Below are 23001 nucleotides of genomic sequence, written 5' to 3' on the forward strand. Positions count from 1 at the left end.
GCCGATCAGTTGCCTGTCAGCGCCGAAGCACGCACAACACCGCGAGCCGGCGGGGTACCGGGGTAGGCGGTCGGAAGCGGTCGAGCGCCGTCCGCGCGAGCAGTCCCGGCAGCTCGGCGAATCCGCTGGCGATGCGGCGCAGGAAGGGGAGCAGGAGCGCAAAGAACCCGGCGATGATCGCCAAGCACAGGTGCAGCAGGCCGTGGTCCGGCGCGGGGGGCGGTTCGCCGTGGTCGGGCGTCGGCATGGCGGCCGTGGCGACCGCTGCCGGTGCATGGTGGGCGTGGTCGTGCTGTGCTGGCACGTGGTGCATCAGCACCACGCACAGGGCGAGGACCACCAGCAGCCCCCACCGCATCAGCTCCGACCGGATTCGCACGACTCCTACCGTACCGGGGCTGGGTATACGGGGCAGGTCAGGACTTGACCAGCCGGGCGATCGCGTCGCTGGCCTCGCGGATCTTCTCGTCGGCCTGCTCGCCGCCCTCGGTCAGGGCCTCCGTCACGCAGTGTTTGAGGTGCTCGTCGAGCAGGCCGAGGGCCACCGACTGCAGGGCCTTGGTGGTGGCCGAGACCTGGGTGAGCACGTCAATGCAGTACTCGTCGTTGTCGATCATCCGGGCCAGCCCGCGCACCTGGCCTTCGATCCGGCGGAGCCGCTTGGCGTAGTCGTCCTTGTTCTGGGCGTAGCCGTGCATCGCGACCTCCTCGGGGATGTGCGAACCAGTCTATACCCCAGGGGGGTAATGCATTCAAGCGTCGCTCAGAGGAAGCCGTCCGGTTTGACCGGCTCTTTCGCGAACTCCGAGGCGTTTTGCTCGGCGCGCCGCAGCCACAGGACGCCGCCCAGCTGCACCAGCGCGGCGCCTCCGGTCAGCGCCGCCGCGATGATCGCGAACGTCGGCCAGCCGTAGATGAAGCCCAGCACCACTGCGGCGACGAAGAAAAGCGATGTGCGCACCAGCAGCACGGTGAGCCGACTCTTGTTGATCACTCCGGGGCCTTCCTGCCGAAATCCGCACTCGCGAGTGTAGGTGCCCCGCAACGACCGGGTCCCGCACCACGTCGCGTGTTGACGGCCTCGGCTGCGAGGTCAGCCGCTTCAACGCCGACCGGCATGGTGAACTGTACGGATGCTTGCCCGGCCGGTCGGGCGCGCGTTGCTGGATTGGAGGCCGTCACGGTTTGCGTGATCTTGACGCTACCGTGGTCGGCGGATGCATCGGTGAGAGTGGGGTGAGCAGTGGTTGCGTTTCCGCGGATTCCGCGGGAGATGTTCGTTTTCACCACCACCGAGCGTGCCGACCTGCACACCGCCGCGCTCTACGCGTTCGGGGAGGCCAACGAGCGGCTGGAGACCGCGCTGACCTTCGACGACGTGCATGCCCGGCTGCGGTCGGTCGGCTGGTTCGAGCCGGTCTCCGACGAGGAACTCGACGCCACGTTGTCCCGGTTGCGGCAATGGGGGCATGTCGACGTGGTGCAGAACCACGCCGCGCACTACACCACCGCCGAGGACTACGAGCGCAAGAATCTTCAATATCTCCTCACCAAACGCGGCGAGGCGGCGTTCGAAGGAGTGCAGCACGCGCTGTCGGTCCTCGCCTCTAGCGGGGCGTTGCAGACCGCCGTGCTGGACGCGATCGCCGAGCGGCTCGGCGAGTTGCACAGCCTCATGGGGGCGGGAGTCGCGTCGAACCGCCGCATCTACACCACGCTGATGGAACTCGAAGGCCACCTCGACGCGCTGCGCACCAACACCAAGCAGTTCAACAGCGAACTGCAGCGGCTGCTGCGCGCGGATCAACCGGACTTGGCGACCTTCCAGGAGGTCAAGCGGGCCACCGTCGGATACCTGCAGGAGTTCGTGACGAACCTGGACCAGCGGCGGCACACGATCCGCGAGGCCGTCGCCCTGGTCGAGGACCAGGGCATCGATGCCCTGCACCAGCGCGCGATGGCCGGGGCCGAGCTCCCCAAATTGACCAGCGAGGATCCCGAGGCGGCGTGGCTGCGGCACCGGGCCGCGAAGTGGGCCGGGCTACGCAGCTGGTTCCGGCCCGTCGACGGTACGGCGCCCCGGGTGGACGAACTGCAGGACATCGCCCGGCGCGCGATCGTGCAGTTGCTGCGCGCCCTGGAGCGGATGAGCGACGTGCGCCGCCGGTCCACCAGCGCGGCGGCGGATTTCCGCACCCTGGCGAAATGGTTTGCCGCCAGCCGCAGCGAACCCGAGGCGCACCAGTTGTTCAACGCGGCGTTCGGGATGTGGCCTGCCCGGCACGCACACCTCGCGCACGAGGACGCCGAGCTGATCTCAAGCGCCGAAAGCTGGGCGCAGGCACCCCCGGTGCCGATTTCACCGCTGCTGCGCACCAGTGGCCGCATCGAGCGGATCGCCCGCACCGGCAAGGTCCGCGACGTCGAGGAGGTGCGCCGCCTCCGCAGGGAGCGGGCCCGGCAGGAACGCGCCGAGCTGGAAGCCGCGTGGCGGCAGCTGGCCACCCCGGGCCCGGTGCGACTGTCCTGCATCGGGCGGCTGGACCACGCCAGCTTCCACCGGTTGCTGGAGCTGATCGGCCGCGCGTTGATCGCCCGCCAGGACAGCGCCGGCGTGCGACGGGCGATGACCTCCGATGGGCGCGTGGAGATCACGCTGCGCAGCCCGCACGACGCGGCCACGGCCACGCTGCGCACGCCGCACGGGGTGTTCACCGGACCGGACTTCGTCGTGGACATCCGCACCACCGGCGCTCGGTCGCAGGCCGAGGAGGCACGATGAGCAACCTCAACAACCAGCTGGTCAAGCAGGAAACGGCGGAAGTAGCCCGGGGAATCCGGCTGCTGCTGGCCAAGCCGCTGCTCACCGCGTCCACCGACGAGGACGCCTTCGACCTGGTGCGCCGCCGCCGCGATCCGATCACGCAGTGGTTCGACTACTACTGCGGCTGGCGGGCGTTCGTCGAGCCACGGCTTGGTTACGCGCGGCTGAGCAAGGTCACCGACCGCCCCGACTCGAGCCGCCCGGTCCGTCGGCTGCGCTCGTCGCGGGCACCGTTCGACCGCCGCCGCTACACGCTGCTGTGCGTGGCAGCCGCGGAACTGCTCACCACGCCGGTGACCACGATCGGACTGCTCGCGGACCGGATGGTGCAGGCCACCGCCGCAGAGCCGGAGCTGCCGACCTTCGACCCCACCCGGCGCGACGAGCGGTCGGCCTACGTGGACTCGCTGAAGTGGCTGGAGCGCTGCGGCGCGATCCGTCCGGTGGACGGCAGTACCGAAAGCTACCTGGACCACGCCGACGCCAAGGTGCTCTACCACGTCGACGCCACGCTGCTGGTGCGGTTGCTGGCGGCCCCGGTTCCGCCGTCCCGGCTGGCCGAGCCGGAACTCACCGCGCTGCTGGCCGAGAGCCGCTACGGCGATGCGGCCGACCCCGACGCGGCCGTGTCGGAGAATCAGCGCAACCTGTGGCTGCGGCATTCGGTCATGCGGCGGCTGATCGACGATCCGGTCGTGTACCGCGCGGAACTCACGCCGGCGCAGCTCGGCTACCTCGCCTCGCCGACCGGTCGGCGGATCATCACCCGCGGCATCGTGCAGGCGGGCTGCGTGCTGGAGGAGCGCTCCGACGGTTACCTGGTGGTCGATCCGGACGCGATCGCGACCGACACCAAGTTCCCGGACGACGGCTCACACCCCAAAGTGTCCGCGCTGCTGTTGCTGGACAGGCTCAACGAGACCGGCGACTGGCTACCGGTCGGCGACCTGGCGCTCGTGGCCGCCGAACTGCTCGACCGGTTCCGCTCCTGGGGCAAGGCATATCGCTCCGACGGCGGCGCGCAGCGGCTCGCCCAGGACGCGGTGGACATCCTCTGCGCTTTCGGCCTGGCCGAGCAGCGCGCCGACGGTGCGACCCGCTCGCTACCGGCCGCGGCTCGCTACGCCGTCGAGCGCATCCAGATCGACGAACCAGGACCTCGATGACCGTCACCGAACTCGCCCCCGACCGAGACCACCAGCAACGGTGGCGGCCATCCCGCGCCGGCATCGTCAATGTCTGGCGCTACTACGGGGAAACCTTCGAGTTCCACCAGGGGCGGCTGCTGCTGCGCGGCCCGAACGGCACGGGCAAGTCCAAGGCGCTCGAACTACTCCTGCCGTACCTGTTCGATGCCAGTCTGCGACCGCACCGGTTGTCCACGTTCGGCAGCGGCGACCGCACGATGCACTGGAACCTGATGGGGGAAGGCAACACCGGCAGCACGCGGGTCGGCTACGTGTGGCTGGAATTCGGCCGCGTCGTCGATGGCGAACAGGACTGGTTCGGCTGCGGCGCCCGGTTGCAGGCCACCGCCAACACCAAGAACGTGACGTGCACGTACTTCACCACCACCCGGCGGATCGGCCTGCCGGGCGGGGTGCAACTGGTCAACGACGCCGGAAGACCACTGGTCAAGGCCGACCTGGTGGACGAAATCGGTGACGACGGCGAGGTGTATGGCTCGCCCGCCGATTACCGGCGCGCGGTCCGGCAGACCCTCTTCCCCGGGGTGAGCGAACAGCGCTACGACGCGCTGATCACCGCGTTGTTGCAGCTGCGCACGCCGAAGCTGTCCGAACGGCTGGATCCCGGCGTGCTGTCCACATTGCTCTCCAAGGCGCTGCCTCCGCTGGACCAGGCAGACATCGCCGAGATCGCCGAAGGCTTCGAGCGGCTTGACCGGCAACGCGAAGAACTCAAGTCCCTCGACGACGAGGTCGCCGAGGCGGAGAAACTCGCGGCCCGGCAGAAGACCTACGCCCAGCGCGTGCTGCGGTCCGGTGCCGCCGGGCTGGTCACCGCCACGTCGAAGATGACCGAGGTCACCCGCGCGGCCCGGGAAAGCCGGGAGAAACACACCGCGGCACTGGCCGAACTCGCGACGGTGACCGAGCGGGACGAGACGCTTGCCGTGGACAAGAGCCGGATCGACAGCCGAATCGAAGGCATCGTCGACTCGCACGCCTACCGCGAAGGCAGCCGACTGCCGCAACTGCGGCAAGAGGTCGCCGGGGCGCAGCGCCGCGCAGAGGAGGCCGCCGGTCATGCGGCGAACCTGCGTGATCAGGCCGAGCGGGACGCCGAACGCGCGGCAAAGCAGGCGCACGAGGCGGAAGTGGCGGAGCAGGAGGTCGACCGCAGGTCCGGCGAGGCCCAAAGAGCCGCAGAGCGCGCCGGGATGCCCGCGGTGTTCGAGGAAATCGCGCGAAGCGCGGACAGCGCGAGCGGCCGAAGACTGCTGCGAGCCGCCGTGGACAGCAAGGCGGAGCAGATTGCGCAGGTGCGCCGAGCAATGGAGGCACATCGCGCAGCGGTGGAACGCCGTGGCACCGCAGAGCGCTGGGTTGAGGAGACCCGGGAGCAGCTTGCTGCGGCGGAAAGCGTCACGGCAGCGGCGCGGGAAACCCGCGAGCGGGTGTTCGTTGAGCTGGCGGGGGAGCTGGTTCGGTGGGCGCAGGCGTGTAGACAGCTGGTGATCGGCGAACCCGAACGGCTCGCCGAATCGGTCACCGATCGTGCCGCCGTGCTCGCCATCGTGAACGATGCGGAAACCGTTGCGCGGGAACGCTTCGCCAGCGCGGAGACCCGGTTGCGCGCGACTCGGGACGGGCTGCTCGCGGAGATCGCCGGACATGAGGCGGAGCGCGGGGAATTGCAGCAACGCCGCGATCGCCCACCTCGTGCGCCGCACACGCGCGGCATGGACCGGGCGAGTGCGGACGGTGCCCCGTTGTGGCGGCTGCTGGAGTTCCGGCCGGACGTGCCGGAGGCCGTACGCGCAGCGGTCGAGGCCGGGTTGCAGGCGGCCGGATTGGTCGATGCCTGGGTGCTGCCCAAGGGCACGCTCAGCGCTCCTGACCAGGACACCTTCGCGGAAACGCTGTTCTCGGTGGCCGCGCCTGGCCGATCGCTGGCCGATCTGCTCGTCGTCGACGAGAACTCCCCCGTGGACGCGGACCGCGTGCGGCGGCTACTGGCCGGTATCGCATTCGGCGACACCGCACCGAACCACCCGGCGGCCATCGGCGGCGACGGCACCTGGCGGCTGGCCAGCGCGCACGGCCGCTGGCACAAGGCGGAGGCGGAGTTCATCGGTTCCGCCGCGCGGGAACGCGCCCGCCGTCGGCGCATCGCCGAGCTGGAGGAGCTGATCGAGGTCCTGCGGGCAAGCGTCGACGACGTGGACGAGCAGCTGCGAAGCATTGGCGGGCAACGGGATGCGCTCGCCGGCGAGCTCGCGCGACTGCCCGCCTTCGACGAAGTCGATGCCGCCGAGGACGAGCTCGCCAAGGCCGAATCGCTGTGCGCCGCCCGCGCCGACGCCGTCTCCGCAGCCGAGCAGGACCGTCAGTCCCGGGAGGCCGAGGTCGCGGCGGTGTGGCAGGAGTTGACCCACGAGGCGGCCACGCACGGCCTGCCTTCCGATGCGGAAAAGCTGGACGGCATCGACGCTGCGGTGCGCAACCTGCGCGCCGCCGCCGATCACTGGCTGGACATCCGCGCGGAATCGCGCGCCGCGACGCAACGGGCGCAGGATGCCAGGCACCGGGCGGACGAATCCGAGGGCCACTCAGCCGGCGCGCGGGAAACCGCGGACGATCGCGCCCAGGAGGCGGAGAATGCCGCGATCAAACTGCGGACCGTCGAAGACTCGGTCGGCACCGAGTTCCGGAAACTGGACGAGGACCTCGCCGGGTTGCGCGCGCAGAGCAAGGAGATCGTTGCCGAGCAGCAGCAGTTGCGCTCCGCCGAGAACGGGCTGAACCAGCTGATCGGCACGCTGCGCCAACGGCAGGAACAAGACGAGTCGATGATTGCGGCGGTGACTGAGGAGCGGGACGGCGCCGAGGGGCGCTTCCGCGAACTGGTCGCCGGAAGTCTGCCGGAAGATGCGCGCATCGAGCTCGACGGGACGCTTGCCGGCAAGCGGTCGGCGCTGGATGCGGCGCGCAAGCTAGCCGATCAGCTGTCCGGGGTGCCCTGCGAGCCGAAGAACGTGCGCGATGCCGAAGGGCGGCTTGCCCAGGCGGTGCACGATGCCCAGCCGTTGTTGTCCGGCCGAGCCGATCTGGAATTGGCGCAGGGCGAGGAGATTAGCCTGTTCACCGCGACGGTGGACGGCGTGCGGCACGGCGCGGCTGCCCTGCTGGAGTTGCTGAAAGTGGACCGGCAACGCACCGCCGAGCAGATCACCGCCGACGAGCGGACGCTGTTCGACCAGACGTTGACCGGGGACACCAGGCGGCATATCGCCGACCGCATCCGGGCCGCCAACGAACTCGTCGACACGATGAACCAGCGCCTGGAGCGCGTTCGCACCGCGTCCAACGTCCGGGTTCGGCTGGTCTGGCAGGTCGATCCGCAGTTGCCGCCGGGCACCCGCGAAGCGCGCGAGCTGCTGTTGCGCAATCCGGCGACGCTGGCCGAGCCGGAACGCGAGGCGCTGCACCGGTTTTTCCGCGAGCGGGTGGACGAGGCACGGGCCGCCGACACCGCGACCGGCTGGGAGCAGCAACTGCTGCAGGTGCTCGATTACACGGCTTGGCACCAGTTCGTGGTGAAGGTCGAGCGCGGCCGGGGCGAGGGCTGGCAGTCGGTCACCAAGCGGCTGCACGGCGCCCTCTCCGGCGGGGAGAAGGCGATCGTGCTGCACCTGCCGCTGTTCGCGGCGGCCGCGGCGCACTATCAGTCCACACCGGACGCACCGCGGCTGATCCTGCTGGACGAGGTTTTCGTCGGGGTCGACAGCACCAACCGGGGGCAGCTGCTGGAGCTGCTGGTGGGCTTCGACCTGGATCTGGTGCTGACCTCCGACCACGAGTGGTGCGACTACCGGGAGCTGACCGGCATCGCTATTCACCAGCTCGTCACGGGTGCCGACGACGACGCGGTGACCACGGTGCGGTTCACCTGGGATGGCCACGAGTTGCGCGCCGACGAAGAGGAACCGGGCGATGGCTGACGTGCGCTCCCGCTACGGCATCCCCGAACTCGCGCCGCTGTGGCAGGCGTTGTGGGAACGTTTCTCCTCGGGCCGAGCGGTCAGCCGCGTCCGGCTGCACGGCCTAGAGGCGGACCAGCGGGCTGCGCTCGCCGACCTGCTCGGGCTCGACCGGCTTCCGGAGGCGGATGTTTCGGTGCCGGTGAGGGCACTGGACGAGGTCCTTCAGTCGGCGGCCGGGTTGACGGCCCGCGAGGTCGTGACGCTCGTCGTCGGCCCATTGGAGAACCGGGCCGCAGCGCGCGTCGCGGCCCGCGATGCCCGTGACGAGCTCCGCGCGTGGTTTGAGGCTCACCCCGTGGTGCGGGCGGAACCGGCACTTGCCGGTTGGGCGGCCGGGATCCGGCTGGTCGACGCCTCACCGGAGCGAACGCGTGAACTGGTGGCACAGGCCTTCGAGGTGTTGGCGGCCTTGCCCTCCGATGGGCGACCACTGTCCACACTGGCCGGTGCGCTGTGCGATGACACGCACGCCCTCGACGACGGCACCCGACTGTCCACTATGGTCCTCAAAGCGCTGGCGGCCATCCACGACGAGGAAGCGCCGCAGACCGCCGAGGAGCGGCGAGCTTGTTGGGAGCGTGCGGGCGTCGCGTGCGACGCGCTGTCCACATCCGTGCTCACCGCCGGATTCCGCCCCAGCGGGGAGGATCCGCTGTCGAACACGCTGCGAACGTGGACCGACGCGGGGCATGCGGCGGTGGTGACGCTCGCCCAGCTCAGCGACTTCGGCCCGTTGACGATGGGTGACGGGCGCACTTGTGCAGATGTGGTGACGCGTGCTCCTGACGTGCCGGTGGTGCACGCGGTGGAGAACCCGGCGGTGCTCGCGATGGCCGTTAGCCGGTTCGGACCGTGTTGCCCGCCGCTGATCACGACCTCCGGCTGGCCGAACAGCGCGGCCACCTCCCTGCTGCGCCAGCTGGCGGAGTCGGGCGTGCGGCTGCGCTACCACGGCGACTTCGACGGCGAAGGACTCCGCATCGCCGCGCACATCTTCGCCCGTACCGGCGCGCGACCGTGGGCCATGTCGGCAGCCGACTACCTCGCGGCGGTCCGCCCCGGCCGCCCGGACCCGGGCACCATCACCGACGCCCCGTGGGACCCGGCGCTGTCCGAAGCCCTGCGCGAGCATCGGGCCACGGTCTCGGAAGAACACGTCGCCGATCGGCTGTTGGCCGACCTCACCGAGTTCCGCACCGATCGGCACCCGTGAGCCGCAAAAGCTTCATTCCAGCTTCATATTCTGCGGCGCGGTAGTGTTTCGTGCTGGTTCGTGTGAGAGCTGATTGGGTGATTGCGCGTGTCTGTGCTGGTGCCGGAGGAGGTGCGGCGGCTTTTTCAGGTGCTGACGGGTGAGGATATGACGGATGCGGATGAGGATGCGTTGTTCGCGGTTGCGGGGGCGTTGGAGGCGGGTGCGGTGGCGGTAGAGGCAGTGGGGCCGGTGGTGCGGGATGTGGTGTGGCACGTGCGGGGTGGGTTTTCGGGCAAGGCGGCGGACCGGTTCGCGCAGCGGCTGGAGGCCTTTGGACCGGTGTTGGAGTCCGGTGGTGCGGGGTTGCGGGAGTTGGCGGGGTTTGTGCGGAATCTGGCGTTGCAGGTGCAGTATCTGAAGTTCGTCACGGTGGGGGGTTTGCTCCTGCTTTTTGCGGAGATTGCGTGGGCGGTGGCGATGGCGGGTCCTACCGGTGGGGCGAGTATGGCGTGGTTGGCGGCGCGCTTCGCGGTGATGCGGTTTTTGCTGACGCGGTGGTGGGGGCAGTTGTTCATGCGTTTGGCGGTCGCTCAGGTGGTAGGTATCGGGTTGCAGGTGGTGATGGATGCGGGGGCGCAGGGGTTGCAGTTTGCGTTGGGGGCGCGGAAGAAGTGGGATGCGGCGATGTCGGAGATGGCGGTGGGGGTCGGTTCGTTCAGCGCGGTGTTGGCGTTGCCGTTGTCGGCGTTGGGCAATGTGGTGGGGAATGCGATCAGCAAGGTGTTGATGCGGGGTTTGGGTGACAAGATCGATGCTGAGGTGTTGGCGGTGGCTGCCAAGCATGCTGCGGAAGAGCATGCGCAGCTGTATCCGTTGTCGTCGATGGCGCGTTTCGCCGATGTGGTGGCCAAGAGCCTGGATGATTACACGGGAATGTCGGTGCGGGCGATGTGGGCGGCGCGGTTTGGTCACGGGCTGGGGGAGTCGCTGGAAGAGGGTCTGACCGAGATGTTCGGCGAGGCGGGGTATGGGGCGATGAGTGGTCAGGGGGCGCAGTGGAATCCGTTCTCCTTCACGGCCGGGGTGTCGGAGGCGGTGGGTTCGGGCATCGGGAAATTGACGGGGTTGGCGTTGCGGGGTCAGTTGATTCCGGCGGGCCGGGCCCGGGACGCCGCGAGCGGGGGCAAGGATTCGGGCAACGCGGACACGACTGCGGACACGTCGGAGGACTCGAAGACCGATTCCGGTTCGCAGCCGGACGAAAAGTCCGGCTCCCCGAGTACTGTCATCCCGCCGGGATACCGACATGAGAGCGGTGCGAGGGCTCCGGCTGAGATGCGGGGCCCGGACGGGCCCGACACGCCGCCACCCTACAGCCCGCCGCAGAGCGATGGGCATCTCAGCAGTGGCTCACCGGGTTCCGATGGTGCGGCCGGGATAGGCGGCTTCCGTGCCGGTTCGCCGCCACCGGCCTACAGCCCGGTTGCCGGTGTCGACCAGGTCGGCACGGAATCGCCTGGTGCGGCCAGTCCTGCCGAGTGGATCGGGCATTCGATTGTTTCGGTGGGGTATGCGGCGCCGATGCCGGGGGCCGGTTCGGTCGACCAGGGCGGCTCCCCGATCGCTGACGACATGGTGGCGGTAGGCAATTCTCGGGCCGATTCGCCGCACGACGACGACCACCCCGGCACAGAACAGTCTGATGTGGATGGTCACGGCGGCCGGGGCGGCTCGCCGAAGTCCGATGTTGTGGCGACGGCGGTGGGCTCTCGTGTGGGTGCACAGCAGCCGGTGCACGGCCCGGTTGCAGAAAATGATCAACCGGGTGTCGGCACTTCCGGTGTGGGCAGTAGGGGCGTTCCGGTGGCGCATCCTGCGCCGCTTATGGGGGCGGGTTCACCGAGCTCGGGTGGTTCGCTGGTCTCTGCCGGTGAGGTGACGGCAGGGGAACCCCGTGCCGATTCAAGGCACGAGGACCGAACTGGCACTGAGGGTGTGCCGCAGTCACCGGCGCTACCGGGCTCGTTGACGTTGCCGGGGTCTTCGAGTGGTCCGGTGTTGGAGATGGGGCCTGCGTTGTCGGCGGGTGCGGTGCGGGTGTCGGTGCCGGAGGATGTCGTGGCCGGTGGTGGAGTCGCGGAGTTCGTACGCGCCCAGGTGGACGATGCGTGTGCGGGTCCGGTGGTGCTGGTGCCGGGGGTGGGTTCGGGCGTTGCTGTCGTGGTGTCGTCGCGCCAGGCTTCGGAGGTGGCGCGCGGTCTGGGACGTGATGTTGTTGCGTTGATGCCGGGGCGTGGTCTGCTTGGTCCGCGTTGGATGCGGTTTGCTCCCGATGGGTCTCGCCCTCGCCCGGTGGACGGGCCCGGCCGGATTGAGGTCCCGAAGCCCTTCTACGAGGGGCGCGAGGGACTGGATGTCTTGGCGAGTTCGCCGACTGCCGTTCCCGCAGTGGAGACGGTGGTTGCAGGCTCGACCGAGGCCGGGAGTGCCGAGAGCATGTCGGTGGGCGCCGAGGCCCCCACCGCACGCGACACGGCGTTGGGCTCGCCGAACCCTGCCGAGGAACAACCGGCTTCGACCGCGGTCGCGGAGTGGACGGAGTCGGATCTGCGTGTCGCTGTTGAACGGGCGGTCGGTGGGCCGCGTGGTGTGGCGGTTCGGATCGTGCAGGGCACACATGATGTGGTGGCGCTGGCTCGCGGCGATGCCGTTGTGTCGCTGGAGGATGTGGTGGCTTTGGTCGCGGCGTGGGCCGGTGAGGTCAGCCGTGCTGATGCGATGCGGCTTTCCCGGGAATTGGCGGCCCGTCTTGGTACGGAGGGCACGGGGCTGGCCGTCCAGGCCGGAGCCGGGCAGGAGCCCTCGGCGGATCTCCCAGGGCTTGAGGATGCGAATAGCGGTCAAAGCGGTGACATGGCCGACGAGTCGACGGGCATTCCAATGTCGTGGGGGCTTGGTCCGACCGGGGCCGAGTTCGCGGATGACCTGGCGACGTGGTCGTTCGATCCGATAGCTGCTGAGCAGTGGTGGGGTCCTGTACCGGATATGGGTGCGGCGGCGCTGTCGGTGCCTGGCGAGGACGGTAATCGCGATGTCGATGAAGCGGCCCCAATCGGTGAGAGCAGTGGCCGCAAGCGGGGGCGATCCGATGATTCGGCCGACGAAGCTGATGCTCGCAGACCAGCGGGCCCCAGTAGCACGGCCGAAGGGTCTGCTGATGTGGGGGAGGCGGGGCAAGCGGAGGCGCGTCGTACTCAAGATGCGGATGCGCCGGACACCGGCGGGGAATTGCCGGCGGTGTTCCCGAGGGACGCGAGGTGGGGTTGGGCAGGGCTTGCGCTGGTGTACGGCCGATCGGACGTGCTTGTCGAGTTTGCCGAGGTGACCGGGCGGATGCAGCGGCACCTGGCGACGCTGCCCCCGGATTTCCGTCCGGATGTACGCGCGCGGGTCGAAGGTGCGAAAAAGTCGTTGGCGGAGCAGCTGATCTGGACTCCGCAACAGTTGGCGGCCATCGGGTCGAAGCTGCCGGGCGCGCGGCAGATGGAGCGGGCATTGCGCGATACTCGGCTGCGGATGGTTCGGCTGATATATGACCGGGCGCGGCAGTCGATCGCGCAGGGACGTGATCCGATCCAGTTCTACCCGGAGGGTGTGCCGGGCGGGGTGAGTTCCCGGCCCGACGTGCGATTCGGGTTCGAGGTCGAGTTCCAGCTTCCGGAGGGAGATCTCACCCCGCAGCTCGAAAAACTGGGACAGCACCTCAACGCCGAGGGACTTCTGGACTGGGTAGACGTGGACACGAGCATGTCCGGCGAGGCGGCGGCCGCGTCCGTGGTGGCCGGCGGAAAATGGGTCTTGGTCTGGGAATCGGGGAGACATGAGGTGGAGGCCGTATCGCCGATCCTGCGTGCCGGCGCCTGGCCCGATGTGGCTCGGTTGCTGAACGCGGCGCGGGTGCATGGGGGTGATGCCAGCGAGTCAGGGGGGCATGTGAATGTCAGTTTCGACTGGCCGTTGACTCCGGTGCAGTACGTGCGAGTGGCACAGTTGGCCAAGGGATTTGAAGCGCTGCTGTACCGGCTCGGCAACATCCCGGGCGACCAGGATGGGACGGAGCAGCGCGACATCACCAGGGCCGGACCTCTTCCCCTTCCGATAGACCCGAATACAATGGAACAACACGAAACAACGCACGATGCGTACGAACCAATCCGTTATTTGAACTCGGGAAAATACGACGCGGTGCGCTTCGGTGTCGAGGGGGATCACGACACCGATCGCACTGAGTTCCGGCTTTGGGCGGGGAGCCTGGACCCCGCGGTGTGGCAGGTGCGTGCCGAATTGAGCGCCGGGATGATGGTCGCTGCCACTGATCCCACGATCTACCGGGAGCTGGCGCAGCGGATTGTCGACCCGGATCTGTTGGGCCATGAGGATCCTGGACTGGACGACGAGGCGAGGCTGGGGCGGCTGTTGGAGTTTCTTGAGCTACTTCCGTTGAGTTCGGCCGCGCAGCGGCAAGTGGTGCAGCTCTTCGCCGCGACACAGCCTTGGCAGGAAACGGAAAACTACGACGAGAACCTTCGAACGCAAACGGTGGACCTGCCGAACAACTCGATGCTGTTCCCCGCACCGGGCACCTCGAAGGCCAGTGCGGTCGCGGCCGGATACTCCTACCGGCTGTACGAAGAAGCGAACCTCATCCTGGCCTCGCTGACACCGGACCAGGACCAGATTCAGCTCTGGGATGGCCGCGTTATCGACTTCGACGAGTTCGCCGGGGTGCTCGATGAACGCGGTGCCGACGCCGATCCCGACACCTGGATAGTGCTGGCGATTCCCGGCAGCGCTGCCCTGGTACTTCCATACCTGGTGACAGAGAAGGTCCTCGACCGCCGAGTGTTGGCATGCTTTGAATTGTCGCGCACCCCGGACGGGCGTCTCGTGACGGACGCCTCGGGCTGGGTCGAGTTCGTGCCCGGTTCCGAGTACGGGCGGCCTACGGGGAAGGCCGATCTGGGCGAGGCGTTGACGGAAGCCATGAACACACTCGGTGACGACGACGAGAGTGTCGTCGTGCCGAATTGGCCGGTACGCGAACCAAGGGGCGATGCGTGACGGACGTGGGAAGCCGGGGGCACGACCCATCAATCTTGCGTACGGAACCAGTCGCGGGATGGGTTGGAGACCGTGGGTATCGTGCGGGGCAGGCCGGGTTGGGCGACCCACCGGATCCCGTTGGCCAGGATGCGTTGGATCTCCGGTTGGTTGTAGACCGGGTAGCGTTCGTCGCCGGGGCTGAAGTAGAAGATGCGGCCCCGGCCGCGCCGGAACGTCGCCCCGGAGCGGAACACCTCGCCACCCGTGAACGAGCTGATGAAGACGAGCTCATCCGGGGTTGGGATGTCGAAGAATTCGCCGTAGGTCTCCTGCTCCGGGATCACCACCGGGTTCGGTATTCCGTCGGCGATCGGATGCGTCGGGTCGACGGTCCACAGCACCTCGCGTTCGGCGGCGTTGCGCCAGCTCAGCGAGCAGGTGGTGCCCAGCAGCCGGGTGAAGATCTTCGAGAAGTGCCCGGAGTGCAGCACCAGCAGGCCCATCCCGCCGAGCACGTGCCGCCGCACCTGCTCGACCACCTCGTCATCGACCTGCGCGTGCGCCTTGTGTCCCCACCACAGCAGCACATCCGTGGCCTCCAGCACCGTCTCGGTCAGCCCGTGCTCGGGATAGCTGAGCAGCGCGGTGCGCACCGTCGCATCAGGCAGATGCTCGCCGATGCCAGTGGCGATGGCGCCGTGGATGCCGTTGGGGTAGTACTCCGGCATCCCGGCAGGATCCTTTGTGGACTCGTGGATGCCTTCGTTCCACACGGTGACGCGAAGCTGACTCATTCGACGGTGATCTCCCTCTTCTCGGCGGCGGACTGGTAGCAGGCATCGATCACCCGGGCACGCCGCAGGGCGAGCGAACCGTTGTTGGCGGCCCACTCGCCCGGGGTGCGCAGCACGCGGACGAAGTTCTCCACGACTCCGGCGTGCGCTCGGCCGGGTTCCGCCGTCGGCGCGTAGTCCGCGACCACGCCATCGACGTCCCGGTACACGCGGAGCTCGCCGACCTGGGCCTTCGTGGCACCAACGGCTCTGAGCTCGGCGCCGCCGTCGGTGCCGAGGACGCTGAAGTCGATCAGGTCGATCGGGCTGCGGAACGCCGCCCACGAGGTTTCCAGCACGAGCGTGCCGCCGCCCGCCAGCCGGATGAAGGCGGCCGCGAAGTCCTCGACCTCGAACTTCGAGGCGGCTTCGTTCTTGGCGCTCCACTGCATCTCGCCGATGTTGCGGTGTCCGAGCTCGGCGTAGGTGACCGCGCTGACCGACTCCACGCGCGGCTCGCCGAGCAGGAAGAGCGCATAGTCGAGCACATGCACGCCGATGTCGGCGAGCGGGCCGCCGCCGGATTTTTCCTGGTCCGTGAACCAACTGCCCAGTTTCGGGATCCCACGCCGCCGCATCCAGGACGCCTTCGCGTAGTACGGTCGCCCCAGCTCGCCGCGGTGGATGATCTCGCCGAGTGTCTGAATGTCGCCGCGCAGCCGGTGGTTGAACACGATGTCGAGCACGCGCCCGGCCGAGCGCGCGGCATCGACCATCTGCTGACCTTCGACACCGTTGCGCGCCAGCGGTTTCTCGCTGAGCACGTGTACGCCGCGCTTCAGCGCGGCGATGGCGACCGGGGCGTGCAGGAAGGTCGGGACGGCGATGCTGATGGCGTCGAGTTCGGCGGATTCGAGCAGATCCTCCCAGTTCTCGAACAGCATCCGCGCGCCGTACTGCTCGCCCAGCGAGTGGAGGAGTTCGGGCTCCTGCCCGGCGATCGCGACGATCTCGACGTCCGGGAGTGCCTGGTAGGCGTCCAGGTGTTGGCGGCCCGCCCAACCGATGCCGATGACACCGACCCGAAGCATGGGGTCACTCATTGCTGGGACTCCTTCGACTGTCGCAGGTGGGGGTCGATCCTTTGATCGCGCCGGCGGATGGCGACCGGGACAGTCCGCAGGAACCCGTTTCCCACCGAGATGAACACCAGGACCGCGGGGGTGGTGATCCTTCGGTGCCTGCTCGGCGGTCGGGCACCTGGCCGGCTCACGAGAGCGAGCACGGCGGCGGTGGTGACGACTGCCGGGGAGCTGACGCTTTTCAGCTGCATCTGTCATTTCCGCTTGGCGGTTCATGGCGCCGAGATCGCGCGTCGGCGGCCCGGGTCCCGATCAGAACTGCGGCGTGAGACAAGTCAAATAGATAGCGGTGCGGGTGTGCTGCGTCAAGGCATGTCGTTCATCAGGCCGAAGAACCCCTCCGGCGACAGCACGTTCTCGATCGCGGCCACCACCGCGCCGGCCGGCCCGGCGAAGCGGTTGCCGACTTAAATCTGGCGATCTAGCTTTGACCGCGACGAAAATCGGGCGTGTGATACCCGTGGTTGTCATCTGATCCGAAGGAGGCTCCTCGTGAGCCCTGCAGGTTCTCGGCGAGGCGTGGCGGTCCTGGGAGCCGGGATGATCGGCGACGTGCACCGGCGCGCGGCGATCCTCGCGGGCGCCGACGTGGTTGGCGTCCTGGCGTCATCGCAGCAGCGTTCAAGGCAGGTGGCAGACGGCTGGGGGGTGGCCGCCTACCAGGATCTCGCCGAGGTCCTGGCCGATGAACGCGTCAGCGTCGTCCACATCTGCACGCCGAACGCCACCCACGCACCGTTCGCGACGGCAGCCCTGCGAGCGGGCAAGCACGTGATCTGCGAGAAGCCGCTGGGCATTTCGCTGGCCGAGGCCGAGCGGATGTGCGCCGTGGCGGTGGAAAGCGGCCTGGTGGCGGCGGTGCCGTTCGTCTACCGGTACCACCCGGTGGTGCGGGAGATCCGGGCCCGGCGACAGGCCGGCGAGTTCGGTGCCTGGAATCTGCTGCACGGCAGCTACCTGCAGGACTGGATGCTGTCGCCGGAGGCGTCGAGCTGGCGGGTGGATCCGGAGCTCGGTGGGCCGTCGCGGGCATTCGCCGACATCGGCTCGCACTGGTGCGACCTGGTCCAGTGGGTTTCCGGGGAGACGTTCACCGACGTGTTCGCCGAGCTGTCCATCGCGGTGCCGACCCGCCCGGCGGCTGCCGGGCCGACCTTCGCCGGACCCGCGGCGGTCTCCGGGGCTTCCGGCGATCGGGTCGAGGTGCGCACCGAGGACTCGGCCGCGCTGCTGCTGCGGACCGCCGCCGGGGTGCTCGGTTCGGCGACGATCTCGCAGGTCGCCGCTGGGCGGAAGAACCGGCTGTGGTTCGAGCTCGATGGCGCGCTGGGCAGCGCGGTGTTCGACCAGGAGGAACCGGAACGGATCTGGCTCGGCGGGGTCGACGGCAACCGGATCCTGGTCCGCGACCCCGAACACGGTTCGGCAGAGCAGCGCCGGCTGTCGACGCTGCCCGCCGGTCACGCGCAGGGATATGCGCAGTGCTTCGAAGCGTTCGTCGCGGACACCTACGCCGCGATCGACGGCGGCAGCCCGGAGGGGCTGCCCACGTTCGAGGACGGCTTGCGGTCGGCCAGGCTGGTCGACGCGGTCCTGCGCTCCGCCCACCACGGTTCCTGGACGAAGGTGTGATCGATGCGGCTCGGAATGCTCACCGCGTGTCTTCCACAGTGGACGCTGGACCGGATCGCCGGGTGGGCTGCGGCGGCCGGATTCGAGGCGCTGGAGGTGGCGGTTTGGCCCAGCACCGGCGGCCGCGACTACGCGGCCGCCCACCTGCCGGTAGCCGACTTCGGGCCGCAGGCGGTCGAGGAGACGCGGGCGCTGTTCGACAAACACGGGCTCGCGCTGTCGGCGTTCGCCTACTACGAGAACAACCTCCACCCGGATCCGGCGCGGCGCGAGGAGATCCAGACCCACCTGCGGCACGCGATCGACGCTGCCCAGGCGCTCGGCGTGGCCTACGTCGGGACGTTCATCGGGCGGGACTGGACGAAGTCGGTGGCCGACAACCTCGCCGAAGCGGAGCGGGTGTTCCCCGCGCTGGTCGACTACGCGGGGGAGCGCGGCGTGCGGATCATCATCGAGAACTGCGTGATGGAGGGCTGGCACCCGGACGGATATCCCGGGAACCTGGCGTACTCGCCGGAGTTGTGGGAGTGGATGTTCGGCCTCGGGCTGTACCTGAACTGGGATCCGTCGCACCTGACCTGGATCGGCATCGACCCGGTCGAGACCATCGCCCCCTACATCGACCGGATCGTGCACGCCCAGGCCAAGGACGTCGAGCTGGACCCGGCGGCACGGCAGCGCTACGGCTTCTTCGGCAAGGTGAACAAGGGCGGCAACCCTTGGGACCTGGGCTGGTGGCGCTACCGCGTGCCGGGCCTGGGGCAGATCGACTGGACGCGAGTGGTGGACCGGCTCTACGAGCACGGGTTCACCGGCACGCTGTCGGTGGAGCACGAAGACCCGGTGTGGGGCGGCGACGACGAGCGCATCACCCAGGGCCTACACATCGCCCACCGCACGCTACGCCCACTGCTCGTCCATTGAGCGGTCGATTTCAATGGAACCGTGCATCACGCAGGGAAGCGGTTGTCCTTCACGGCGGAGATGAATGCCGACCACTGGGCGTGAGTTGTGGTGAAGTACCCGGCGGCACGGTCCTTGCTGTCCCGCACAGCCGCACCGAACGAGACCCGCCCGACTTCGACGCACGAGGATTGCTGCCCGGAGCGGCTGGACTTCCGCCAACCTTCCGGCAGGTACTCCGCCCTCCCGACCTCGACACAGCCCGTGTTGGCACCGCTGCATGGGCTCTTCCGCCAATCCTTCGGGTGTCCGGTCATGCGATGCCCTCCAACTCGTCGACACGTGATGCAACTGATCGGCCATGGCGTCGCCGATTTCAATGGAAGTCGGCGTGCTGATTTCCATTGAAATCGACCGGTATCCGTGTGTCAGCCGACGAAGCGGTTGTCCTTCACGGCGGAGATGAATGCCGACCACTGGGCGTGAGTCGTGGTGAAGTACCCGGCGGCACGGTCCTTGGTGTCCCGCACCGCAGCGCCGATCGAGACGCGCCCAACCTCGACGCACGCGGACTGCTGCCCGGAGCGACTGGACTTCCGCCACCCTTCCGGCAGGTACTCAACCCTCCCGACCTCTACACACTGACCACCGCTTTTCGAGTGCGATGACGTCCGCCAGTTCGTCAGTAAAAGCCCCATCTGGACCTCCAGCGCTGGCTAGTGGGCTTGGACCAGACTACGTAGCCGATCAAGTGAAGCAGGAGCTGGCAGAGCGACAGACCTCACTGTTGGCTCGGCGGGACGATGTCGTGTACTGGATCGTGCCTTCCGGGGCGAAGGTTCGGCACGGCATCACCGACAAGCCCGGTCGTTGGCCCGCTGGGACCGAGGTGTCCGCGCTGTGCGGGCAAGGCGTGAAGATTCCGCTGCCCACCCCGTTGCCCGCAGTACCGAAAAGCACCAGCATCACGGCCCAGTGCGACGGCTGCTTGGAGGAGTACCGGCTACGCGGCTCACCCTCCACGGTCTGGGACTTCTGACAGATCCCCAGTCTGGCCTCGCTGCGTTTCCCCTGGCGCGGCGGGGCCGTCCGGTAGGGGCGGGCTCCCCCTCTCCATCCCCGCCCCTGCCGGACACTCCACTGGACACCACGTGCGGACCCGGCAGTGTTGTCGGGGTGGTGCTGGTCGCGTCGGCGGGGATCCCGACCGCGGCGGCGCGGCGGACGGTCCGTGCGGCGCCGTAGACCTCGGGGCGGGAAACGCAATAGGCTTCTCCGGTGAATTTTCGCGGTCCGTGCGTTGCCCGTGGTTTGTAACGATCTGAACGTCCGACGCCGATCTCAAACGAGTGATCTTGATCCGATACAGTGCCTTCGCACCAGGGGGACACGGACGTGTCAGCAAGGCGGAGTGCAGGCCCACGGGTGGTCGGTAGCGGGAAAGGAGAGGGCCTTCCAACATCACTCGGACCGAGGAATGCTGTCGGGCAGCGCAGGCGAGCCCCGGCGGCGCTGTACCCCGCCGCGCGCTGCGCGATGACATGCGTCCGCACGACGTGCAAAACAGCTCGCCCGGGCGCGGGCGAGACTAAAAGATGGAAAGTGCGTGGAAGTGACAACCCAGAACGAGTCTTTCGCACCCCCTGGAGAAGCGAGCAGACGCCGGACGAAACGCTCCGACATCTCGATCAGATCGCGACTGACGTGGGCAGTCGCCATTCCCTGGGTCGTCGTCGGCGTCCTGTGGGTGGTCGGCTGTTCGCTGTTCGCCTTCGAAGCCATTTACACCCAGCAGGTCGCCTCGGGTGTCCGGCAGATGTCGCTGCCGGCCGTGACGGCGCTGGACCACGTCCAGCGGGAACGCCTGCGCAGCCTTGAGGTCGTCAGCCAACCCGGCCTGGGCACGGCTGAGCTCACCGCGCAGCAACGGGAGACCGACCGGGCCATGGCCGCCATGCAGCAGCAGTCCGCGGCACTGGTCGATTCGGCACCCGACGAGCTCAAGCGCCCGATGACCGAGCTGACCGGCCACTTCGCCCGGCTGCCCGAGCTGCGTTCCCGGATCGCCACCCACCAGGCTTCGACCAACGAGATCAACGACTTCTACAATGGGCTGTTCGACACGGCCACCCGGCTGTTCGACGTGCAGGCGCGAATCACCCCGGACTCCGTGACCCTGCAGGGCGCGCTCACCGGGTTGGGGATGTTCCGTGGTTCGGACATGTTCTCCCGCGAGGCGTCCCTGGTCGGGACTTCGCTGGCCAACGGCGAGCTGAAGCCGGACCAGTACCGGCAGTTGGTGGGATACATCGACGCCCAGCACACGCTGCTGGAGACCAACGCCAACAACCTGTTGCCCTCGGTCCAGCAGGATTATCGCAACATGCTGGCCAGCCCGGGCTGGCAGCAGCTGGTCGCCGCCGAGAACAAGATCATCGCCCAAGGTCCCTTCGACCGCAGTGACGCGCCGCCGGTGCGGCTGGACGAGTGGCGGCAGATCACCAACAACGTCGGCTCCGATATGTCCGGACTGGTGCGCAACCAGGCCGACCAGGTGTCCTTGAACGGCGTCATCAGCGGTAACGGAACACTGTGGACGGTGCTCTACGGCAGCTTGATCGCGCTGGCTGTCGCGCTCGTGTCGTTCATCTTCGCCCGCCGCGTCTACCGCACGGTGGTCGACGAGGCACTGCTGACCCGGCTGCAGGGCCTGCGCACCGAGTCGCTGGCAATGGCGCGGAAGCTGCCGGACGTGGTGCGCCGGCTGCGCGACGGCGAGGCCGTCAACGTCGAGACCGAGATGGTCGCGCTGGACCACTTCGGCAGCGACGAGGTCGGCCAGGTGGCCCAGGCGATCCAGCTGTTCCAGCAGGAAGCGGTGGAAGCGGCGGTCGGCGAGACCCGGGCCCGACAGGGTGCACGTGTGGTGTTCGTCGGCATGGCGCACCGAATCCAGCGCCTGCTGCGGCACATGCACGGCACCATCGACCAGCTGGAGCGCAACGAGGAGAACTCCGCGCAGCTGGCCAAACTGTTCGAACTGGACAACTCGACCACCCGCGCGCGGCGCACGGTCGAGAACCTGCTGGTGCTTGGTGACCAGCAGCCCGGTCGCCGGTGGAGCCGACCGGTCGCGCTGATGGACGTGTTACGTTCGTCGGTCTCCGAGATCGACCAGTACTCGCGCGTGGTCATCGGGCACGTCCCGGAGGTCATGGTCAGCGGCGCGGCCGTCGGCGACGCGATCCACCTGATCTCCGAGCTGATCGACAACGCGACCGCGTTCTCCCCGCCGAACACGCAGGTGCACGTGGACGCCACCGCAGTCGCCCGAGGTGTCGCCGTCGACATCGCCGACCAGGGCCTGGGCATGGACGAGCTGATCCGCGAGCGGGCGAACTCGATGATGTCCCGTCCGCCGGAGTTCGACCGTCTGGTGCTGGAGAACAACAAGGCCGAGCAGCTGGGCCTGTTCACCGCCGCGCGACTCGCGCAGCGCCGGGACATCAGCGTGGAATTCGGCGTCTCGGCCTACGGCGGCACCCGTGCCACGGTGCTGTTCCCGGACCGGATCCTGGAAGCCGACACGGCGGTCACCACGAGCAACGGCGGCGGTAACGTCAGCGGTGTTTTCCCCGTCGGCATCAGCGGCGCGAGCAGCGGCGATGCGGCCGGGAACGACGGTGAAAACGGCTACCGCGGCAACAACGGTTACGCGAGTAGTGGTGGCAAACACCAACTCGCCAACCCGACGATGGTGCCGCGACCACGGGAGTTGAGCTGGAATGGTGTCATGACCGACCAGCCCACCTCGGCGAAGGCGCCGAAGTCGGCCGAGACCACTTACGAGTGGCCTGCGGCGGAACCGAGCGCACAAGCCAGCGCGCCCACGACGCAGTTCGAGGCGGCGCTGCCGGAGCCGACGCCGGCACCCGATCCGACGCCGGCACCCGACCCGACGCCGACGCCGACCCAGACCCCGACGCCGCCCTCGGCGTCGGCGTCTTCGCCGGAACGACGGCGGGCTTCGGGCGGCCGTCCGCCGCTGCCGAAGCGCGTGCCGCAGACCCATCTCGCGGATGGGTTGCGGGACGACCCGGAGCAGGAGGAGCAAGCCGTCGTCGCTTCTCCGAGCAAGCTGGCCGGCTTCCGGCGGGCATTCCGCGGCGGGTTTGGCGATACACCCGGCGACCGCTCGTGAG

16 protein-coding genes are annotated in these 23001 nt (G+C 68.5%); 9 read left to right on the forward strand and 7 right to left on the reverse strand.

Going from position 1 to position 23001, the window contains the following annotated elements; all coding sequences use genetic code 11:
* Window positions 1-16 precede the first annotated feature (16 nt).
* The 3 genes from BJ970_RS25525 to BJ970_RS25535 all read right to left on the reverse strand — a co-directional run bounded on the left by BJ970_RS25525 (window position 17) and on the right by BJ970_RS25535 (window position 994).
* Window positions 17-379 carry a hypothetical protein gene (locus BJ970_RS25525; protein ID WP_184728545.1) on the reverse strand — a complete coding sequence of 121 codons (363 nt, stop codon included), beginning with the start codon at window positions 377-379 and terminating at the stop codon, window positions 17-19.
* A 37-nt stretch (window positions 380-416) separates the two neighbouring features.
* Entirely contained in the window at window positions 417-698 is a 282-nt protein-coding gene (locus tag BJ970_RS25530) for a metal-sensitive transcriptional regulator (RefSeq protein ID WP_184728546.1), read from the reverse strand.
* A gap of 65 nt (window positions 699-763) precedes the next feature.
* The gene (locus BJ970_RS25535) at window positions 764-994 is read right to left on the reverse strand and encodes a hypothetical protein (protein ID WP_184728547.1); all 231 of its coding nucleotides are present in this window, start codon (window positions 992-994) and stop codon (window positions 764-766) included.
* A 279-nt stretch (window positions 995-1273) separates the two neighbouring features.
* Between BJ970_RS25535 and BJ970_RS25540 the strand changes: the two genes are divergently transcribed.
* From BJ970_RS25540 to BJ970_RS25560, 5 genes are all read left to right on the forward strand, one after another.
* A complete protein-coding gene (locus tag BJ970_RS25540) occupies window positions 1274-2782 on the forward strand; it encodes a TIGR02677 family protein (RefSeq protein WP_184728548.1) in 1509 nt (502 codons plus the stop codon).
* Entirely contained in the window at window positions 2779-3990 is a 1212-nt protein-coding gene (locus BJ970_RS25545; RefSeq protein WP_184728549.1) for a TIGR02678 family protein, read from the forward strand. The genes BJ970_RS25540 and BJ970_RS25545 overlap by 4 nt, the downstream gene beginning before the upstream one ends.
* Complete coding sequence (locus tag BJ970_RS25550) at window positions 3987-8009, forward strand: TIGR02680 family protein (protein WP_184728550.1); 4023 nt, start codon at window positions 3987-3989, stop codon at window positions 8007-8009. Before BJ970_RS25545 ends, BJ970_RS25550 begins: the two co-directional genes overlap by 4 nt.
* A complete protein-coding gene (locus tag BJ970_RS25555) occupies window positions 8002-9264 on the forward strand; it encodes a TIGR02679 family protein (protein WP_184728551.1) in 1263 nt (420 codons plus the stop codon). The genes BJ970_RS25550 and BJ970_RS25555 overlap by 8 nt, the downstream gene beginning before the upstream one ends.
* 87 nt (window positions 9265-9351) lie before the next feature.
* Window positions 9352-14367 (forward strand): WXG100-like domain-containing protein, encoded by a 5016-nt coding sequence (locus BJ970_RS25560; RefSeq protein ID WP_184728552.1) that lies wholly within the window; start codon window positions 9352-9354, stop codon window positions 14365-14367.
* Between the two features lie 29 nt (window positions 14368-14396).
* Here BJ970_RS25560 and BJ970_RS25565 read toward each other — a convergent pair whose 3' ends face one another.
* Both BJ970_RS25565 and BJ970_RS25570 read right to left on the reverse strand, forming a co-directional pair.
* Window positions 14397-15143: a ThuA domain-containing protein gene (locus tag BJ970_RS25565; RefSeq protein WP_184728553.1), complete on the reverse strand. Its 747-nt coding sequence runs from the start codon at window positions 15141-15143 to the stop codon at window positions 14397-14399.
* On the reverse strand, window positions 15140-16225 hold the full coding sequence (locus BJ970_RS25570) for a Gfo/Idh/MocA family protein (protein WP_184728554.1): 1086 nt from the start codon (window positions 16223-16225) through the stop codon (window positions 15140-15142). Before BJ970_RS25570 ends, BJ970_RS25565 begins: the two co-directional genes overlap by 4 nt.
* A 531-nt stretch (window positions 16226-16756) precedes the next feature.
* Here BJ970_RS25570 and BJ970_RS25575 point away from each other — a divergent pair.
* Together BJ970_RS25575 and BJ970_RS25580 are read left to right on the forward strand one after the other, a co-directional pair.
* Window positions 16757-17896 (forward strand): Gfo/Idh/MocA family protein, encoded by a 1140-nt coding sequence (locus tag BJ970_RS25575; RefSeq protein ID WP_184728555.1) that lies wholly within the window; start codon window positions 16757-16759, stop codon window positions 17894-17896.
* Between the two features lie 3 nt (window positions 17897-17899).
* Complete coding sequence (locus tag BJ970_RS25580; RefSeq protein WP_184728556.1) at window positions 17900-18820, forward strand: sugar phosphate isomerase/epimerase family protein; 921 nt, start codon at window positions 17900-17902, stop codon at window positions 18818-18820.
* A 26-nt stretch (window positions 18821-18846) separates the two neighbouring features.
* On the opposite strand, the gene BJ970_RS25585 is transcribed toward BJ970_RS25580, so the two are convergent.
* The gene (locus BJ970_RS25585) at window positions 18847-19032 is read right to left on the reverse strand and encodes a DUF397 domain-containing protein (protein ID WP_246471819.1); all 186 of its coding nucleotides are present in this window, start codon (window positions 19030-19032) and stop codon (window positions 18847-18849) included.
* 195 nt (window positions 19033-19227) lie between these two features.
* A complete protein-coding gene (locus BJ970_RS25590; RefSeq protein WP_246471820.1) occupies window positions 19228-19413 on the reverse strand; it encodes a DUF397 domain-containing protein in 186 nt (61 codons plus the stop codon).
* Window positions 19414-19550: 137 nt separating this feature from the next.
* Between BJ970_RS25590 and BJ970_RS25595 the strand changes: the two genes are divergently transcribed.
* Window positions 19551-19838, forward strand: a complete 288-nt coding sequence (locus BJ970_RS25595) for a hypothetical protein (protein WP_184728559.1) — start codon at window positions 19551-19553, stop codon at window positions 19836-19838.
* Window positions 19839-20405: 567 nt separating this feature from the next.
* Complete coding sequence (locus BJ970_RS25600) at window positions 20406-23000, forward strand: sensor histidine kinase (RefSeq protein WP_184728560.1); 2595 nt, start codon at window positions 20406-20408, stop codon at window positions 22998-23000.
* Window position 23001: the final 1 nt, after the last annotated feature.

The sequence above is a fragment of the Saccharopolyspora phatthalungensis genome, from assembly GCF_014203395.1.
Classification (GTDB): Bacteria; Actinomycetota; Actinomycetes; order Mycobacteriales; family Pseudonocardiaceae; genus Saccharopolyspora; species Saccharopolyspora phatthalungensis.

Bases quoted from the DNA above. Each gene is read 5' to 3' on its own strand.
- BJ970_RS25530 (WP_184728546.1), bottom strand. From the start codon at position 698: ATGCACGGCTACGCCCAGAACAAGGACGACTACGCCAAGCGGCTCCGC.
- BJ970_RS25550 (WP_184728550.1), top strand. From the start codon at position 3,987: ATGACCGTCACCGAACTCGCCCCCGACCGAGACCACCAGCAACGGTGG.
- BJ970_RS25545 (WP_184728549.1), top strand. From the start codon at position 2,779: ATGAGCAACCTCAACAACCAGCTGGTCAAGCAGGAAACGGCGGAAGTA.
- BJ970_RS25570 (WP_184728554.1), bottom strand. From the start codon at position 16,225: ATGAGTGACCCCATGCTTCGGGTCGGTGTCATCGGCATCGGTTGGGCG.
- BJ970_RS25555 (WP_184728551.1), top strand. From the start codon at position 8,002: ATGGCTGACGTGCGCTCCCGCTACGGCATCCCCGAACTCGCGCCGCTG.
- BJ970_RS25580 (WP_184728556.1), top strand. From the start codon at position 17,900: ATGCGGCTCGGAATGCTCACCGCGTGTCTTCCACAGTGGACGCTGGAC.
- BJ970_RS25540 (WP_184728548.1), top strand. From the start codon at position 1,274: ATGTTCGTTTTCACCACCACCGAGCGTGCCGACCTGCACACCGCCGCG.
- BJ970_RS25565 (WP_184728553.1), bottom strand. From the start codon at position 15,143: ATGAGTCAGCTTCGCGTCACCGTGTGGAACGAAGGCATCCACGAGTCC.